17 protein-coding genes are annotated in these 18,132 nt (G+C 62.3%); 2 read left to right on the top strand and 15 right to left on the bottom strand.

Going from position 1 to position 18,132, the window contains the following annotated elements; translation table 11 throughout:
- The first annotated feature begins 43 nt into the window (after positions 1-43).
- Complete coding sequence (locus ACFPM8_RS11145) at positions 44-1,264, top strand: efflux RND transporter periplasmic adaptor subunit (RefSeq protein ID WP_378997614.1); 1,221 nt, start codon at positions 44-46, stop codon at positions 1,262-1,264.
- Positions 1,261-2,724: an efflux transporter outer membrane subunit gene (locus tag ACFPM8_RS11140; RefSeq protein ID WP_378997613.1), complete on the top strand. Its 1,464-nt coding sequence runs from the start codon at positions 1,261-1,263 to the stop codon at positions 2,722-2,724. The genes ACFPM8_RS11145 and ACFPM8_RS11140 overlap by 4 nt, the downstream gene beginning before the upstream one ends.
- Here the strand turns inward: ACFPM8_RS11140 and ACFPM8_RS11135 are convergent.
- The 15 genes from ACFPM8_RS11135 to ACFPM8_RS11065 form a co-directional block, all read right to left on the bottom strand.
- Positions 2,721-3,854 carry a 3-deoxy-7-phosphoheptulonate synthase gene (locus ACFPM8_RS11135; RefSeq protein WP_378997612.1) on the bottom strand — a complete coding sequence of 378 codons (1,134 nt, stop codon included), beginning with the start codon at positions 3,852-3,854 and terminating at the stop codon, positions 2,721-2,723. The genes ACFPM8_RS11140 and ACFPM8_RS11135 overlap by 4 nt on opposite strands.
- 73 nt (positions 3,855-3,927) lie before the next feature.
- Positions 3,928-4,455 (bottom strand): chromate transporter, encoded by a 528-nt coding sequence (locus tag ACFPM8_RS11130; RefSeq protein WP_378997611.1) that lies wholly within the window; start codon positions 4,453-4,455, stop codon positions 3,928-3,930.
- Positions 4,456-4,457: 2 nt separating this feature from the next.
- Entirely contained in the window at positions 4,458-5,084 is a 627-nt protein-coding gene (locus tag ACFPM8_RS11125) for a chromate transporter (protein ID WP_378997610.1), read from the bottom strand.
- Positions 5,085-5,125: 41 nt separating this feature from the next.
- Positions 5,126-5,923: a c-type cytochrome gene (locus ACFPM8_RS11120; RefSeq protein WP_378997609.1), complete on the bottom strand. Its 798-nt coding sequence runs from the start codon at positions 5,921-5,923 to the stop codon at positions 5,126-5,128.
- 46 nt (positions 5,924-5,969) lie between these two features.
- Positions 5,970-7,136, bottom strand: coding sequence for a bifunctional 2-methylcitrate synthase/citrate synthase (gene prpC, locus ACFPM8_RS11115; RefSeq protein WP_378997608.1), 1,167 nt, complete (start codon positions 7,134-7,136; stop codon positions 5,970-5,972).
- A gap of 54 nt (positions 7,137-7,190) precedes the next feature.
- Positions 7,191-8,864, bottom strand: a complete 1,674-nt coding sequence (locus tag ACFPM8_RS11110; protein WP_378997607.1) for an AMP-binding protein — start codon at positions 8,862-8,864, stop codon at positions 7,191-7,193.
- Between the two features lie 91 nt (positions 8,865-8,955).
- The gene (locus tag ACFPM8_RS11105) at positions 8,956-9,285 is read right to left on the bottom strand and encodes a DHCW motif cupin fold protein (RefSeq protein ID WP_378997606.1); all 330 of its coding nucleotides are present in this window, start codon (positions 9,283-9,285) and stop codon (positions 8,956-8,958) included.
- 32 nt (positions 9,286-9,317) lie between these two features.
- Positions 9,318-11,825, bottom strand: coding sequence for a lantibiotic dehydratase (locus ACFPM8_RS11100; RefSeq protein WP_378997605.1), 2,508 nt, complete (start codon positions 11,823-11,825; stop codon positions 9,318-9,320).
- Positions 11,822-12,670, bottom strand: coding sequence for a hypothetical protein (locus tag ACFPM8_RS11095; RefSeq protein ID WP_378997604.1), 849 nt, complete (start codon positions 12,668-12,670; stop codon positions 11,822-11,824). The genes ACFPM8_RS11100 and ACFPM8_RS11095 overlap by 4 nt, the downstream gene beginning before the upstream one ends.
- Entirely contained in the window at positions 12,667-13,599 is a 933-nt protein-coding gene (locus ACFPM8_RS11090) for an MbnB/TglH/ChrH family RiPP precursor modification enzyme (RefSeq protein ID WP_378997603.1), read from the bottom strand. The genes ACFPM8_RS11095 and ACFPM8_RS11090 overlap by 4 nt, the downstream gene beginning before the upstream one ends.
- A 64-nt stretch (positions 13,600-13,663) precedes the next feature.
- Entirely contained in the window at positions 13,664-13,879 is a 216-nt protein-coding gene (locus ACFPM8_RS11085) for a TglA family RiPP precursor (protein WP_378997602.1), read from the bottom strand.
- A gap of 17 nt (positions 13,880-13,896) precedes the next feature.
- A complete protein-coding gene (locus tag ACFPM8_RS11080; protein WP_378997601.1) occupies positions 13,897-14,988 on the bottom strand; it encodes a M50 family metallopeptidase in 1,092 nt (363 codons plus the stop codon).
- 41 nt (positions 14,989-15,029) lie between these two features.
- The gene (locus ACFPM8_RS11075; protein ID WP_378997600.1) at positions 15,030-15,989 is read right to left on the bottom strand and encodes a class I SAM-dependent methyltransferase; all 960 of its coding nucleotides are present in this window, start codon (positions 15,987-15,989) and stop codon (positions 15,030-15,032) included.
- Positions 15,977-16,714 carry a methyltransferase domain-containing protein gene (locus tag ACFPM8_RS11070; protein ID WP_378997599.1) on the bottom strand — a complete coding sequence of 246 codons (738 nt, stop codon included), beginning with the start codon at positions 16,712-16,714 and terminating at the stop codon, positions 15,977-15,979. Before ACFPM8_RS11070 ends, ACFPM8_RS11075 begins: the two co-directional genes overlap by 13 nt.
- 193 nt (positions 16,715-16,907) lie before the next feature.
- The gene (locus tag ACFPM8_RS11065; protein WP_378997598.1) at positions 16,908-17,867 is read right to left on the bottom strand and encodes a sterol desaturase family protein; all 960 of its coding nucleotides are present in this window, start codon (positions 17,865-17,867) and stop codon (positions 16,908-16,910) included.
- Positions 17,868-18,132: the final 265 nt, after the last annotated feature.

The raw sequence follows: 18,132 nt of genomic DNA, 5'->3' as shown, positions 1-18,132 counted from the left end.
GCCTCATGCACAGGTATTTTTCTCAATCGATTCGAAGGACGACATGAACGTACGAGATCCCGAAACTCTGCTCAATCGCACCGGCGAGTACGGCGACGGCCTGGCCCTGCCGCCCGTGGCCAGGGTACAGCGGCGCGCGCGCGCCGTCGGGCTGGCGGTCCTGCTGCTGCTCCTGGGCGGCGCCGCGCACACGGCTTTCAATCACCATGAAGATGCGCGCAGGCTGGCTGACACAACCGCGCAAAACACGCGGCAATACGTCAACGTGGTCAAGCCCAGTGCCACGGCAAACACCGTCAGCATCCTGTTGCCGGGCACCTTGCAAGGTTATGCAGAGTCGCCGATTTACGCCCGCGCCCGCGGCTATCTCTTGCGCTGGCACGCGGACATCGGCACGCCGGTGCAAGCGGGACAGTTGCTGGCGGAACTCGACACGCCGGAGATCGATCACGAATTCGCCCAGGCGGCCGCCATGCGGGAGCAGTCAGCCGCCGCGCTCGGCCTGGCAAAGAGCTCGCTGCTGCGCTGGCAGCAACTGCGCAAACGCGACGCGGTTTCGCAGCAAGAGCTCGACGAACGCGAGAGCGCCTATCGCCAGAGCGTCGCCAATCTCGCGGCGGCCGACGCCAACGTCGAACGCTTGCGTCAACTGGAGTCTTTCAAGCGCATCGTCGCGCCGTTCGCCGGCATCGTCACCCGGCGCAACGTCGACATCGGCAACCTGGTCGAGGCGGGCAGCGGCGGCGCGGGACAAGCGCTGTTCGTGCTGACCCAGTCCGACCGGCTGCGGGTTTATGTCAACGTACCGCAGGCGTACGCCGCAGGCATTGCAGTCGGACAGCAAGTGACGGTGACCCAGGCCGAACTGGCAAAGCGCAGCTTTGCTGGAACGGTGGTTCATTCGGCGGCCGCGATCGACGTCGCCACGCGCTCGCTGAAGATCGAGGTAGCGCTGCCAAATCGCGACGGCGCGCTGCTGCCAGGCGCTTATGTCCAGGTAGCGTTGCCCAAGGCCGCGCAGGCACGCCTGGAAGTACCCGGCAATACCTTGTTATTTCGCGCTGAAGGCCCGCGCATCGCGATCGTCGACGCCAGCGGCAATGTGCATCTGCGGCCTGTCGTGATCGCGCACGATCTCGGACAGGCGCTTGAGATCGAAAGCGGCATCGCGCCGGGCGATCAGCTCATCGTCAATCCGAGCGATTCGCTCACGGATGGCGACAAGGTCCTTATCCGGAAAACGCCGGCCAAGGCAGCGACATGAGGTTGCCGTCTGTTGCGCTCATATTGCTGGCGGCGCTGGCCGGCTGCAGCGTCGGCCCCGCATACCGGCGGCCGCAGGTTGTCGCGCCTGCTGCCTGGAAGACCGATCCGGCCGATGCGTACTGGCGTCCGATCTCCCCTGCGCACGCGCCGCTGGAACCGGACTGGTGGCGCAGTTTCGCCGATCCGCAACTGGACGCGCTGGAACAGCAAGCGCTCGCGGACAATCAAACCCTGCGTGTCGCTAGCGCGCACTACGATCAGGCGGTGGCTGCGCTGGCAGCTGCTTCAGCGGCGCTTGCGCCGGAAGTCGGTCTTGCCGCAAGCGTGGCACGCGCAAAAATTTCCGCCGACCGGCCGCAACTGAACTACGCTGTGCCGAGCCAGTCGACCGTGCAGAACGACATCAGATTGGGCGTGAGCATCAACTATGAACTCGACCTGTTCGGCCGGATCCGGCTCGCAGCCGATGCAGCCGGCGCATCCGCACAACAGGCCGCGGACGATCTCGTCAATGCACGGCTGATATTGACTGCGGACCTTGCCACCGCCTATGTCGCCTTGCGCGAACTGGATGCTGAGAGCGACGTGCTCAAGCGTTCGGTCGCCCTGCAAGAGAAGGCGCTCGATTATGTGACAGCGCGTCATGAACTGGGCGCGGTGTCCGGGCTCGATCTCCTGCAACAGCAGGCGCAACTCGACGCGACGCGGATCGAGGCGCAACTGCTGCTGAACCGGCGTGCGCAATATGAGCATGCGATTGCCGCGTTGACCGGGCAGCCCGCGCCGCTGTTTTCGCTGGCGCCGAGGCTGCAGACGCTGAACGCTCCGACGCTGCCGCTCGGCGTGCCGAGCGAGCTACTGCAGCGGCGGCCCGATATCGCATCGGCGGAGCGGGCAATGGCGGCGGCGAATGCGCGCATCGGCGTCGCCCGGACCGCGTATTTTCCAAGCCTGACACTGGCCCCGAACATCGGCTGGGAAGCGACCCGCTTTGCCGACATGCTGAGCGCACCGGCGTTGGCATGGTCGGTCGGCGGCGCGGCGGCCGAGCTGCTGTTCGATGGCGGCAGGCGGACTGCCAGGGTCGATTTTTCACGCGCGGATTATGTCGCGGCCGAAGCCAGGTACAGGCAGACCGTGCTCGACGCGTTCCAGCAGGTTCAGGATGGCGTGACGGGACTGGCGCTGCTCGATGGCGCGCTACGCCAGGCGCATGCGGCGGTGGCCGATGCGCAGCGTCTGCTCGACTTCGCCAATGATCGCTATGGCGGCGGCCTGGCTGCCTTTATCGACGTCATCAGCGCACAACAGCGTCTGCTCGACAGCGAGCGCAAGGAAGTCCAGATTCGCGGCCAGCAAATCGCGCTGGTGGTGTTTCTCGCGAAGGCGCTGGGCGGCGGCTGGAACGATCCGCAGCTGCCGCAACCTGAACCGGCCCCGGTAGAGCGTGACAGTTAAATCGGTAGCGCCGGCAATGCCTTGGGCTCGGGCGGCGCAAAGCCTTTCGTCGTGGCCGACAAGGCATCGCGCCGCTGGCGCACCGCTTGCGCCAGCCGTTCGACGATGCGCACCGTATCATCCCAGGCGATGCATGCGTCGGTAATGCTCTGCCCATAAGTGAGCGGCCGGCCTGCCGCAAAATCCTGCCTGCCGCAGACCAGGTTGGATTCGATCATGACGCCGACGATTGCCTGGCTACCGCCTGCCAGCTGGCCGGCAATGTTTTCGCAGACCGCCAACTGATTGTCGTGCAGCTTCCGACTGTTGCCATGCGACGCATCGATCATCACGCGCCCCGCCAAACCATGCTGCGCCAGCGCCAGACAGGCGTCCGCGACACTGGCCGCATCATAATTCGGCGCGACGCCGCCACGCAGCACGATATGGCAATCGGGATTGCCGGTGGTCCAGACCCCGGCAAACACCCCGTCCGCTCCGACTGTCAGGAACTGGTGCTGGGCGCTGGCCGATTTGACGGCGTCGGCCGCGATTTTTACGTTGCCATCGGTGCCATTCTTGAAGCCGATCGGACAGGACAGGCCGGAAGCCAGTTGCCGATGGATCTGCGACTCGGCCGTGCGCGCGCCGATGGCGCCCCAGGCAACCAGGTCGCTAATAAAATGGGTCGCGCAAGGCTCCAGAAATTCCGTGGCGACCGGCAGCCCGATCAGATTTATGTCCAGCAGCAGGCTGCGGGCGAGGCGCAAACCCAGCTCAATGTCGCTGCTGCCGTTAAGATGCGGATCATTTAACAGGCCTTTCCAGCCATCGGTCGTGCGCGGTTTTTCGAAATACGCGCGCATGATGATGTCGACGTCGCCACGGTGGGCCTGGCGCAGCGCAGCCAGCTTTTCTGCATAGTCACGCGCTGCGTTGACGTCGTGGATGGAACAAGGTCCGACTATCACGGCAAGGCGGTCGTCATGCCGATGCAGAATGCGCGTCAATGCGCGCCGCGCGGACTGGACAGTCTCTCGTACTTGAACGGAGTTTCGCAACTCGCCGCACAGCTGCGCCGGCGACATGACCGGCGTTACACGCTTCAGGCGTGTCGGATACCGCTCCGCTTCACTAGCGTTGATGCTCATCGATTTCAAGTCCTCTGAGATGGTGGCTATTCAAGAAAAACCGCGGCCTATCGGCGCGGCTTATCGACCTGGCTTATATCAAGCCGGCCGCGCCCAGTACGCAGCCGATCGCTATCAAGGCAATCGGGCTGAGCCGGCGCGACATCGCGACCCCGACTGCAACAGCGGTCAGCGCGAGCGGCCGGGTCCCGCTATCCCCCATGCGCGCCGCGCCGATCGACAGCATGTACCCTGTCGCCAACACCAGACCGACCGTCAGCGGCGCAAGCGCGCGCCGGATCAGCTTGTGCCATGCGGTCCCACTATGGCGCTTGCCGAAACTCTCGACCAGTATCGCCAGCATGGACGTCGGCCCGCACATCGCCAGCATCGACACGACCGCGCCCGACAGGCCGGCGACCTGAAAACCGTACATCGCGACAATCTGCACGTTGGGTCCGGGCGCCGCCTGCGCGAGCGCATTCAAGGCAATGAAATCCCGGTCGCTGATCAAGTGCAGGTTTTCCACCAGAAAGCGGTGCATTTCCGGCAATACGGCGCTGGCCCCGCCGAACGCAATCAGCGATATCAGAAAGAAATGGACAGCGAGGACGTACAGCATGCTCAACTTCTTCCTTCCTTCCGGTCCATTGGAGCCGCTTTGCGTTGAGGCCATGCCGGCTGCCGCAGAAGCAGCAACTCGCAACCGATCGACACCGGAACCAGGCTTGCCATCACGCCCGCAAGCGGCAGGTTCAGCAGTGCAATGGCGACGAATGCGGCAGCGCTTAACAGGAAACAACGGGCGCGCCGCGGCTGGGCACGCGCGAGCCTGATGCCGGCATCGATGCTGAGCCCCGCCGCCACCGCCGCCATCCCCTTCAGCGCGCCACGCACCTGCGGCAGCGCGCCATACCATTGATACAACACTGCCAGTGAAATCAGGATTCCGAACGGCGGGATCAACAGCCCCGCGACGGCGGCCACAGCGCCGCGCCAGCCGCAGCAGCGCAGGCCGAACATCACCGCAAGATGGGTGCCGTTGGCGCCGGGCAGAATCTGGGCAAACCCGAGCAACTCGGTGAACTCCGTTTCGGTCAACCAGCCTTTGGTGTCGACCAGCATCCGACGCGCCCAGGACAGGATGCCGCCGAAGCCGCATAGCCCGATCATGGCAAACGCCATGAATAAGGCCCTAGGCGTTATCGGCTCGCGGGGGCCGTCTTCAACAGTAATACGCGTGTCGCGCATAAACACTCCCTGATTCAGTGGATCCGGCGCAATGCACCCGGTCAGTAACGCGCATCGGCGGGTTTGCCGCCGTTAGGCCAATCCGCCGCCTTCCCCGCCAGATCCGGGCGCGGCTGACGGGTCACGTAGTAGGCGACGTCAAGCGCCTCCTGGTCGGTCAAGGTGTCGCCCTGACCGAGCGGCATATTATGTTTGATGAATGCGGCCGCCGGCCCGACGCGCGCCATGCTTGCCCCAATGTTGTACGAGGCGTCACCCCATAGCGGCGGCACGCTGTAGCTGCCATTGCTTTGCAGGCCGCCGCCGTTTGCGCCGTGGCAGGCGGCGCATTTCTGGCCGTAGATCGTCTTGCCGTGGAGCGCATCCGGACGATCCGCGCCTGCCAGTTTGCCCATCCCGCGCCCCGGACCGAATTCTCCCGCCGGCACCCCCTTCGAGATGAAGGACATGTAGGCCAGCAAGCCGTTCATTTCGGCTGAGCCGAACGGCAGCGGGCTGCCGTTCTCCGAGCGCCGGAAGCATTCATTGATCCTTTGCTCAAGGGATGCGACCGTTGCGCTACGCGCGCTGTAAGCCGGCATGACGCCGACAATGCCGTACCACGGCGAGGCGTGCGCCTGCCTTCCGCCGTTAATGTGGCAACTCGCGCAGGATATGCCGCCGGAGACGTACTTCGCCGCATAGCGCGGCGTGTCGAACACGATATTCCGGCCGAGCAGAATCGCGTCCCGGTCCGGTCCGGGAGCAAGTTTGTCGAGCGCGACGTCAAGATCGTCGGCATGGGCATGCAAGGTGAGCGTCGCACATGCAAGGACGCAAAAAATCAATCGGCGCATCATTGGGCTTTCTTGTCTACAAGGGCTGTCACGGTCATCGCGGGATATCTCAGGTGCGCTGCTGCAAGGGCACGAATGGACGATTTTCCGGGCCTGCATAATTGGCGCTGGGCCGGATGATCTTGTTGTCTATCCGTTGTTCGATCACATGGGCGCTCCAGCCTGCCGTGCGCGCTATGGCGAAAATCGGCGTAAACATCGCCGTCGGCACACCCATCTGATGATAGGCAATCGCAGAAAACCAATCCATGTTCGGGAACATTTTTTTCGTTTGCGCCATGACATGCATGATGCGTTCCGCGACCTGGAACATTTTACGATTGGCCGCCGCATCGGACAGTCGCTCTGCCACGGTCCTGATTACCTGATGACGTGGATCGGCGACCGTGTATACCGGATGTCCGAAGCCGATAATCACCTCTTTCTTTTCGATGCGCTTCCTGATGTCGTCCTCGGCATCATCCGGCGTGTCGTAGCGCTTCTGGATCTCGAATGCGATTTCATTGGCGCAGCCGTGCTTCGGGCCGCGCAGTGCACCGATCGCCCCTGTAATCGAAGAATAGAAATCGGAGCCGGTGCTGGCGATGACGCGAGCGGTGAAGGTGGACGCATTGAACTCATGTTCCGCATACAGATTGAACGAGGTGTGCAGCGCCCGTACCCACAGGTCCGGCGCCGGGCGGCCGTGCAGCAGATGGAGAAAATGCCCGCTGATGGAGTCGTCGTCGGTTTCCACTTCGATACGGCGGCCGTTGTTGCTGAAGTGATACCAGTACAGCAGCATCGAGCCCAGCGAAGCCATCAGCCTGTCGGCGATGTCGCGCGTGCCGGAGACGCCGTGATCGTCCTTTTCCGGCAGCACCGTGCCCAGCGTCGACACACCCGAGCGCAGCACGTCCAGCGGATGCGCCGATGCCGGAATCGCCTCAAGCGCCATCTTTACCGCCGCAGGCAGGCCGCGCAGCGCCTGGAGCTTGGACTTATAGGCGCTCAACTCGGCGGGACGCGGCAGCGCGCCATGCACCAGCAGGTAGGCAATTTCTTCGAATTCGCACACGTCGGCAATGTCAAGGATGTTGTAGCCGCGATAGTGCAAGTCGTTGCCCGCGCGGCCAACTGTGCAAAGGCGCGTATCGCCGACCACTACCCCGGACAGGGCGACAGATTTCTTGGGTTTGAAAGCGGTGTTGCTTGACACGGGTTCTGGCATATCCATCTTGTTGCTCCTTGGTTAAGTTGATGATTTTCTTGAATGTCGGCCGCAAAGCGCCTACATCGCCGGTTCCAGGCGCGGCTTGTCGGGCCTGGCGCTCTGCATCGCGGCAACGATTGCGCGTAATTCGTTCTTTTGTATCTTGCCCGTTGAGGTCTTCGGCAATTCCGAAAACCAGATCGCCTTCGGCATCTTGAATCCGGCCAGTCGCGTGCGGCAATGATCGATCAGTTCGGCAGCGCTCACCGCCGCGCCCGGCCGCGTTTCGACAAACGCGCACGGCACCTCGCCCCACTTCTCGTCCGGCATCGCGACAACGGCGACCGCGCCCACGGCCGGGTGTTGGTACAGCGCGTTTTCCACATCGATGCTGGAAATATTCTCGCCGCCGGAGATGATGATGTCCTTGTTGCGGTCCTTGATCTGCACGTAGCCGTCGGGCATGGTCACCGCGAGATCGCCGGTATGGAACCAGCCATCCTTGAGCGCCTTCTGGGTCGCTTCAGGATTGCGCAGATAGCCCTTCATGCATAGATTGCCGCGGAACATCAGTTCGCCGATCGTGGCCCCGTCCGCAGGAACCAGTTCAAGCGTCTCCGGGTCGCGCACCGACATGCCTAGTTGCAGTTGATAGGCGACGCCCTGGCGCGCCGTCTTCGCTGTCCGCTCTGCCGCATCCAGCGCGGTCCAGCTGGCATGGGGGGCGCAAATTGCTGCGGGGCCGTAGGTTTCGGTCAAGCCATACGCATGCGTCAGTTCAAAACCCAATGCGTCGAGACGCCCGATCAGCGTCGGCGATGGAGCGGCGCCAGCGACCATGGCATGCACGCGGTGCGCGGTGTCGCGGCGCCAGCTATCGTGCCGGGCTTCGATCGTGTCGGCCAGCATCGCATGCACGATAGGCGCGCCGCAGTAGTGGGTCACGCGTTCGGCCTGGATCAGATCGAGAATGGCGTTGGCGTCGACGCGGCGCAGACAGACATTCACCCCGGCGCGCGCGGCGACTGCCCATGCGCAACTCCAGCCGTTGCAATGAAACAGCGGCAAGGTCCACAGATACACGGGATGTCGCGGTAAATCCCAGTCAACGACAATGCTCAGTGCGCTGAGGCAGGCGCCGCGGTGATGCAGGACGACGCCCTTCGGCTGGCCGGTCGTACCCGACGTGTAGTTCAGTGCAATCGCCTCCCATTCGTCGGTCGGACGCAGCCAGGCATACTCCGGGTCGCCGCCGTCCAGGAAATCTTCGTAGTCCTTCCAACCATCCGGTTGCGCTGTTGCTGCCGTCCCCGGAACCGCATCGACAATCAGCTTCAATGCAGGGCATGCCTGGGCGATTTCCATGGCATGCGCAACGAACTCTGCGTCAAGCACCAGTACCTTGGCCTGGGAGTGGCGCAGCATATAGATCATGGTCGACGTGTCGAGCCGGGTATTGAGCGCGCTGAGAACCGCGCCCGCCATCGGCACGCCGAAGTGCGCCTCTATCATTGCCGGCGTATTGGGCATGAGCGTTGCCACCACATCGCCGCGCACAACCCCTGCGCGCGCCAGGGCGCTCGCCAAGCGTCGCGTCCTGGCATAGGTGTCGCGCCAGTTACGGCGCAAAGCGCCGTAGACCACGGCGAGGTTGTCGCCATACACTGCGGCCGCTCGGGCGATGAAATCCAGGGGGGTCAAAGCGGCAAAATTGGCTGTATTCCTGGACAGATCCGCATCGAAATTACTCACATTGCATCCCTCAAAATAAAACCCGCTAATGCAGCGGTTGCAGCGCCGGGATAACCAGCCGGATAATCAGCCGGATCGCGGCCATCCGGGGTCAGTCGACGATCAGCAAGGCGGCGCCGTTGGCGGTGTACGAACGATGCGGCTCGGCGTTGTCCGCGACCTGATAGCTTTTCCCGGCTTCCAGCTCGAAGCGGCGGCCGTCTTCCAGCTCGGTGCTGAGCGCGCCTTCAAGTACGTAAAGAATGTGCCCCTTGGTGCACCAGTGGTCGGCCAGGTAGCCCGGCGAGTAATCGACCCGGCGCACGCGAATCCTGTCGAACTGGCGCGTGCGCCAATAGGCCATGCCGGTGACTCCGGCGTGTTCCTCGACTGGAACGTCCGACCAGTCCGTGATGCCAAAAGGAATATTTGTCATTTCCATGAGCGTTCTCTTCTTTCCACAAGGTGTGCTGGTTAAATGCAGTGCGGTTCCTGCATACGATTTTCCGCGGCGATCGGCGCGACCGATGGTGCCGTCATCGCGCTGATCGAGGTACGGAACTCCGTGCAGTAGTTGCCACGTTCGTCCGCGAGCCAGGCCTGGTCTGGCGTTGGCAACATTTCTGACACGGCGAGAATCTCGGCGCGCGCGGCGATGGACGCCAGTGCATCGAGCGATAGCGGGCAGCAGAAGTCGACGAACACCGGTTTCGGCTCGGTGTCCGCTTTCACGAACACATAACGCGGCAACTGCTGCTCGGCAGCCCAGCGCCGCCAGGCTAAAAATCCCTGTGCACTCTCCGCCACCCGCTCGACCGACGGTAAGCCGTCTGCGCGCATCTCCCATGTCCGACGCTTGCAGATCGTCCTGCCATGGCGGATCCTGGGACCGACGCCGGCGCCAAGCACGTCGGCCGCAAGCGCGAAACATGCGCGATGCAGATCGCCGGGCAATACGGTAAGGAAGTGTTCGCGTCTGCCGCTCGCACAGTCTTCGACGTACAGTACGTCGTCGCAGGCAACGATAGCCAGACGGCCTGCCGGCACGCGCCGCTCACCGGGCACACGCGCGCTGGCGCCTGGGAGTTCGACCTGCCACAGTTCCGCGACGTCGGGCCAGTCGATATGCGAACGCTGATAGGTTCGGTCCGAGTCGGCCGCAACCAGGCGCGGTCCGGCGAATAGCGCCGAGACTTCGGCGCGAATCTGCTCGTTGAATGGGCAGAACGGTTGCGCGACCGGCTGTGAAACGGTGTGCACGGTCGGATGCACCTCGCCGATCACGATGTCAAAATCTCCGGCATTGATGGCAGCCACGCTGGCCGCTGCGACGAAAAAATCGGGTGAATGCACCGTCGCGCCAAGCGGCAGCGCGCCATGCGCTTGCAAACCGACGCGATCGAACACCTCGAACAGCCGTTCAAGGTCGTGCGACGCCAGCACGATCTCGCCGCCGACCGCTGTCGTCTCGCCGGCGAAGCTCTGCCAGGCGGTCCGCAATACCGGCCTGAGCCGCTGGATCACGCCCTCGACGATACGGTGCCGTTGCAGCTCGCCGGCAAAGGAAAGGAAATCGCATCTCGTGTCCGCGCCGCAGCCTGCGCGGATGTCCAGGTACGCGCTCATCAGCTCAGACGCAACGGCCCCGGCCAGGCGGTCGTACAGCCTCATCAGCGGCATCAGATCCTGTCGGATCGCGCCGAGCAGCGCGCCGGAGATGCTCGCCTGGACGTTGCGGGCGCAATCTTCGTAGAACGGGAAACGGCCGACATACATTTTGCCGTGCTCGCGGTTGACATCGACGCCGTTGTCGGCCAGCAATTGCTCGCAGCAAGCCATGGTCTGCTGGCGCAAGGCGAGATCCCCGGCGGCAAAACGCTGGCGCAGAACCTCAAGCTGGTCGAGCAGCGTGTTCCAGAACACCACCCGGGCTGGTGCTGCGCGTAAGCCGGCCAGTTGGTCGCGCAATGTGCCCAGCGGATCCGCCAGACCCGTGCCGACGCGCACGCCCTGCCGGGCCACCCTCTTTTCAAGAACGCCGTCGATGGCATCGTCGACTTCCTGCGCAGTGAAGCCGGCGGCGACAGCCTTGCTGTGCAACTCGGCCCGCCGCACTCCGTCGGCGCGGCAGCGCTCCAGTTCCGTCAGCACGGCCGCGCTTGCGCCGCCGACGGCAATGCGGCGATTGGCCGGCACATGCAGTGCGCCATCGACCAGCACGCAGGCGGCACTGAGATAAATGGGCAGCGCCTCGCTCAAGACCGCATCCTGCGAGATGCAGTCGGCGACGCGCGACACCACCCAGTGCTCGAAATAAGTGCGGCGCTCAGCGATCCAGTTGCCCGGAGAGGATACGACGCTGAGCGACTGCGCATCCGCAGCGGCATCGGCGGCACGAAACTCGCCCCACGCTATCGGCCCGAAAAAGCTGGTCGTGTCATTCTTCGCGCACAGGCGCTGGATATAGCTCCAGGCCAGGCGCAATCTTTGCCGCATCCGGTTGTCGACCCGCTCCGGGGCGCTGTCCGCCAGCGCGGTCAGCCGTTCCAGGGCGCTCGGATTGGACAGGAACACCGCCTCCCGCACCAATGGGTCGGTCAATGTCTCGAAGAGTGCGCGACGGCTGAGTTCGGCCGCGTCCTTGAACTGCGCTTCGAGCGCGGCAGCATTACCCGCCAGCGCCGCCTGCGCGGCATAGAGCGGCGCTACTTCACGCTGGTATAAATCTTCCTGACCCGCCGGCCAGTCCTTGCCGTTCAGCGCGGTGCCGTCCTTGAGCTTGCGCACGATCTTGAGCGCAGCCGACGAACCGGCCTGCAGCAGAGCGTCGCGTATCCTGTCGATCCTGGCGTCGATCTCAATGCGAAGCGCATCGGCATGGGCGACTTGCGCATCATCCAGATGGACTGCGAATCGCTCGAGCCAGCTAATGGGAAACCCCGCAGAACGGATCCAGAAATAGGAGGAAAGCTGCATGTTCATGCCCAGCGCTCGGCAATCGCCCGGCATTGCTGCAGCAGCGCAAGAAATCGCTCGTCGTCAGGCGTCAGCGGCGCCGCGCCGCGGGTCGCGAGTCGCGCCGACAGCTCCTGCCGGTCAGCCGGCGCGGCAAGCGCCGCGTACAGCTCTTCCGCGCGCGCGGGCAGCGTCGCGAAACGGTGGGTGTGCTCATCGTCGACAAAGTAGGCGACAAAAATTGTATCGCCTGACGGCAGCGGCACGCGGCCTAGGGTCGCCTTGTCGCGCAACCATTGGCCCAGTTGCGTCGATGATCGGTACAGCGTGGCGCAGCCAGTTTGCGACCATTTCTTTTCCGCCTGTCCGGCCTGCTGCGGACCGCCATGCGGATCGGTGCGCGCAGGTTGCGCAGCGCAACGGCGCAAGGTTGCGACCGCCGCCGCTTCAAGCCCGATCAGGTCCGCCATTCCCGCCAGGCGCACCACCGCCGGCTGGTTCTTCAGATAGTCGAGTGCGTCGGCACAGAAGGTGTAGACGAACGGCCCGTAGTCGCGCCAGCCGACCGAGTTTAAAAAATCCGTCGCAAGCCCGGAGATCTCATGCCCGCCCGCCATCAGTGCGCGCAATGTCAGCGGCGCTCCGGTCTCAAGAGCGTTCAGGAACGAATTCCCCATGCGGAACCGATAGTTCTCGACAAACCAGCGGGCGCTGCGTGCGTCGCGCGCGTAATGCAAGGCTGCCTCGGCTTCGTCATCCGATAAAAGGAAGCGCTGCTGCAGATCCGTGCAATCGCCGCTCAGTATCGCCGCATGCAGCGGCTCTTCGCGCAAAATGCGGCGCCAGGTAGTCCAAACGGTGTGTGCGTTCATTGCGCGGCCACCATGTCCCGTTCCTCAAGGCACGCGCCCTGATAGCGATTCCAGATCGATCGGGCGCGCGCAAGGTCGTCGCAAATCATCGCATGATCGGCTTCGACGTTGGCCTTGCCCATCACCCGCGTTCCCGCGTGATGCGCCTGTCCCTGGTACTCAAGAATCACCGCGGCCGGCTGCGCGCGCGACAACACGTTCTCAAGCAGGTCCCATACCGGCTCGGGGACCTTGCTATCGTGCCAGTCGTGATAACTGCCGCCGTACCAGCTGCCGCCGGCCAGATGGATGGCAACCACGCGCTCCAGGGGGATCGTATCGAGGTAGTCGGCCAGATCGAAGCCGGCCAGATTGATCGCATTGGTGTAGATGTTGTGCAGGTCCAGATGGAGGAAGGTGCCGGCCCGCTCGACCAGGCGCGCCATGAACTCGGCCTCGCGCATTTGCGCGCCGGGGCATGGCATGTAATACGCTGCGTTTTCGTGCGCAAGCGGCATGCCGTAGGCGTCCTGCAACGCGCTCGCGCGCTCTGCGCAGCGTGCGATTTCGGCCTCTGAGAATTGCAGCGGACTGCTCCAGATGTCGAGCCAGGACTCCTCTCCATAAAAGCAGTGGTTGGCGACCCACGGGCTGCCCAGCCACTTTGCTAGCGGCACATGACGCCTCACCGCCGCAGTCGTCTCCAATGGCGCGAAGCCGAAGTCGCAGCCATAGTTGGAATGCGCGAGAAGGCGTCCGTAATCGCGGATCGTTGACAGCTGCTCGCGCGCGGCCGGTCGCATCAGATACGGACCGTCGAGCGGGCCCATCAGATTGTCGAGCAGCACCTCAAAAAGATCGACCTCGACTTCCTTGAACGGAAACCAGTCGAGGATCTCCGGGTTGTACTGCAAGCCGATGCCGATCGACGACGGTTTCGCAAATTTCATGGTGGCTCCGTTGTTTTAGTCGCCCCGGCCGCTGCGCTCGCACCGGCCGGGCTGCGGGGTAAGGTTACGCAAATACCTTGCTTTCGATAACCTCGATGTCGTCCAGAGAGAAGTCTTCGAAATCCTCGCTCTGCCCGGCCTCCCCGGACGAGCCTGACACCACCGGCTGACTGGCATCGGCGGGCGCGGACGGTACGGCAACGGGCTTGTCGGCCTCGGCCCTGGCTTGGTTGTTCATGTTGGACGTCACTTGTTCGTTGGCTTTCGTCGCTTCAGTCATCGTATCCTCCGGAATAATCAATAATGGGAAATAGTGGAAATAATGGAAATAAGCATGCGGATCAGAACCAGCCATGCGATCGCCCATCCGGCCAGCGTGCTCAGTATCAGTGCCGCATAGGTCAGCATTTCGCCCCGCGTCAAAGCGGGACGGTTTCCGCGCACTGCACTGAACAGTGCCTGGAAAGCACGCTGACGGATGCGCGGCATGTCCAGCAATTCCGTCAGCGCGAGATAGGTGTCGCCATTAAAGATCGGCAAAAGCGTTGGAATCAGCGCGACCGTCGGACTTGCTGCGGCGACCACGGCCAGGTACCACAGGGCGCTGCCCGGCTTGGCCAACGACCAGACCAGTACCGCTACGGCAGCGAACAGCAGGCTGCCAAATGGTCCGCCGAGAATGGTCATGACTCTGGCGCCTTTGTGCAATTTGCTCCAGTCGCGCTGCACAGGCCATGCCCAGCCGGTCAGGATCAGGACGTAGACGGCCACGCCGATTTCCGTCACGCGCACCCGGTACGCACGGCAGGCGATTGCATGGCCGAACTCGTGCACGACGATCGAACCGACCACCACGGCGTAATGCAGGGGAATCCAGCCGAGGTCGTTCGTGTATACCGTCGCCAGGTCATGCGTAAAAACTCCCCAGCGCTGGACCAGCAGCATCAGTGCGCCGAGGATGACGGCGCTGAATACGGCGACACCGCTCTTCGACATGAGCCATGGCAGGTGGCGCGCGATGGCTTCGATGGGCTGGCGCGGATCGAAGCGCAGCAGCGTCAGCATGAGAAAGCGTTTGAAGGGGCCGTAGGTGATTCCCGCCGAGGGCGAACGGGCGTTAAGCGCCGGCCGCACCGGGTCGATCAGGATGCCGAGCTTGAGCATGCGCTCTTCAAACTGCTGGATTTTTGCAACCGCTGCCAGGATCGCGTGATCCTCGCGCAGTTGCGTGACGATCTGTTCGATCGAGCGCGTGCCGTCAAACATTCTCGCGACGGTCAGTTCGCGCTTACCCAGGACGAACGATGCATCCGAACACGGATCATGGATAAGGTAACGGGCCTGGCGCGCCGCATCGTCGATTGCTTCGATAGCCAGGTCGTCGCGCATGCGGCTGCATCCGCATGCGATGCCTGGCGCCATGTCCTGAGTCACGGCTGCCCCCCGCTTGCAGACACGACTTCAGGCGCAACGAGCGCGCTGACCCGGGCCTGTTCGTCGCGTGCGCCGCGACGCGCATCAGCCAGCAGCGCCGACGGTGTCAGAGGCGCATCGACGCGCCCCAGCACGTAGACGCCACCCGGGCGAGTCGGTCCGCACAGGGGATCGGACGTCGCCAGCATCGGCGTCCAGCCATGCTTGCGCATGAGAAGCCGTATGCTGTGCAAGGTCAGGTAGCGCCGGTGGGTATGACTGAAGACACCGCTCGCCGCTCCGCTCTCAAGCGCGCGCCCTTCGATGAATAAAAGACCGTTCGACCGGCTGGCGCGGCGGCAGATCTCGAGCGTACGGTTGACGTCGTACACGTGTTCGAGCGAACCGGTAATGACAATCAGATCAAACTGCTCGTCGGGCAAGACCATCTCTTCGGCGGACACGACGTCGATCGCCAGCTTCAACTGACGACGGCCGTAATCGGCGTAACCGAAATCGGGATCCGTGCCATGCGTCTGCCAGCCGCGCTTGTGAAACGGCACCATCATCCCGCCTGCGGAACAACCGACATCGAGCAACGCCCCGGTGTCCGGCAAGAACTGTTCTATCGCGCGATACAGCAGATCGCCGCGCCGCATCTGATCCAGCACAAAGGCGCGTTCCGGCTCGGTCGCGCCGAACAGGTTCACACGATAGTATTTCCTGTAATAGTCCTCATAAAAGCGCGACTCGAAGCGGGGATTCTGCATCACGAAGCCGCAGCTGTTGCACATGACGACTGGCAGCTCCCAGCGTTGCCCGCGACCGATGTCGACCTCCGTCACCAGGGAGCGGAAGCTGCTATCGCCGCACAAATCACAGGGATGCGCGACGACGGTGTAGTCGCGCTCCATCCCAACCGCACGCAAATAGCGATGGAATGAATCCGGCGCCAGATGCTGCGTTATTTGATACATAGAAAACCTTCGAAACAGATATGCTTGAAGACCGTCACAATGTCGACGAAGCCCGCGCGCCTCAGCAAATCCATGTTGCCATCGGTGGAGAATGGTTCGAGAACGCCCTTCAGGCTGCGTGTTTTCTGCAGGATTTGCTCGGCGTCGTATCCTTGCTTGAGCTTGTATTCGTTGTACAGGCCGACGGCTATATCCTGGAAACGCGCGTCCGGCGCGCGCACCTTTTCGAACAACAGAAAGGCGCCGCCCCAATTCAGGCTCTCATAGATCCTGGCCAGCAATTCCTGGCGCAGCCGCGGCCGCACAAACTGGAGCGTGTAATACGCCACGATGAAGTCGCTCTTTTCGTAAGGGTGAAGATTGATGTCGTCGGTAATGAAGCTGACGTTCGGCAGCGGATGGGCCTCCGACGCAGTGGACTCCCGCGCTTGTTCGATCATGTCAGGCTCGATGTCGAGCCCAATCCACTTGACGTTGACGCCATGGCGCCGGGCAAGCGCGCGTGTCAGCGTTCCAGTCGAGCAGCCCAGCTCGTAGCAGACCGAATGTCCGCCAACGAAGAAATCGCTGATCTGCGCTATCAGCTCATGGCCTTCCGCATAGCACGGCACCGACTTCGACACATGTCCGTCGAAATTCTTGGCGGTGTCGCCGGCAAATGTCCACGCCGCGTTGCTCGTGACGATAGAGTCGCCGACCGAGAGAGGATTCTGTGAAGCGTCCATGTTCACCTCGAAATAGTAATGGGAAAGCGGTGGCCGGCACTTCCCCGGCTAGCAGGCCAGCAGGTCTGCTCAGGCGGAAAGCGTGCATTGGTCGTGAAAACTGCGTGACGGCGAATTCAGATCTGCAAAGCGATCACCGCGACGCGTTAAGTCGGTATCGACCGCTACGATAGCGGCGTGAGGAGCCTCGCCTCTATCCGGGGGGTCTCCCGTTTGCGCGCGCGGCCATGCCGGACGGCTTCGTCCCGCCGCGACGCTGCCATTTTCCCCGCCAATCGTTGCTCCATTGTTTAACGCTGACTGGCGTAAATGGCAGAACATGCAGCGCGACCAGAGAAAAGTCGCCATGGTCGTCCAGGCCGTTCGAAAAACCCGGCGGCTTCCGGGTAACGGCACAGCGCGTGCCGATCAGAGCGTCCCAGATGCTCAGGATCGCACCGTAATTGGAGTCCGTGAAGTCCGGCGTCCGGCCGTGGTGAATGATGTGATAGAGAGGCGTGACAAATACCTTGCCAAGCCACAGTTCCAGGCGCTCCGGCAGGGCGATATTACTGTGATGAAATACCCCGAAGCAGAACACCACGACTTCATACACGGCCAGGGTTTCAGGCGGCACTGCCAGCAGGTACAGCGCGGGGAGCTTGGTGGCCAGGGCCAGAAACTTCTCGGCGAAGTGACTCCGTATTCCTGTGGTGACGTCGAGGTGCTCGTCAATGTGGTGCACGGCATGGAAACGCCAGAGCAAGGGTATGCGATGCGCCAGAATATGCTGGAAGAAGTGTGTCAGATCCAGAAGAATGAAGTCCAGCGCAATAACGAACCAGCCCGCATACCATTCTGGCCGATGCCACTTGTACGGCATGTCATGCGCAATGAATAACAATAACGGCCCGATCACCATTGGCGCAAACAGCAGCTTATAGGTAAAGCCGAGACCGAAATTATGGATCAGGCGCTTTCCTCGATTGCCTGAAAACCGGATCCGCGGATAAATACGTTCAAGGACGAAAAGTATTACAAAAAAACCGATCGAACTGATCAGGGCAACGCTCAGCGTCGCAGGCAGCAATGATTTCAAACGTCCTCCGTCTAGCTTGTTCACCGTACCGGAATGATATTTTTGAGATGGCAGGCTTTCATTAGCGCGTGCCATCAAATCAAATACCGACGAAACATCTGCAGATCAAAACCCGCATAGCCATCAAAGGGACCAGGCTTCCTGCCGCGCTTGGCGACAGACGCCATTGCTCTTGAACGCAAGATAATGCGATCAATTGATCGGCTAATTCATTTAAGTAATATGTATATGCACGCAATGCTATCCGTTGGTTTTGCGGAGTGCAAGCAATTCTCCGACCCGAAATTGTTGTTTCTATGTAGAAACAAAAAGGGAGAAATACGGCCTGCTTTCGTTGTCG

Source organism: Paraherbaspirillum soli, from assembly GCF_042654985.1.
In the GTDB taxonomy this organism is placed as follows: domain Bacteria; phylum Pseudomonadota; class Gammaproteobacteria; order Burkholderiales; family Burkholderiaceae_D; genus Paraherbaspirillum; species Paraherbaspirillum soli.
The sequence above is the reverse complement of the archived record's forward strand: the minus strand, read 5'-3'. Positions and strand labels throughout refer to the sequence as shown.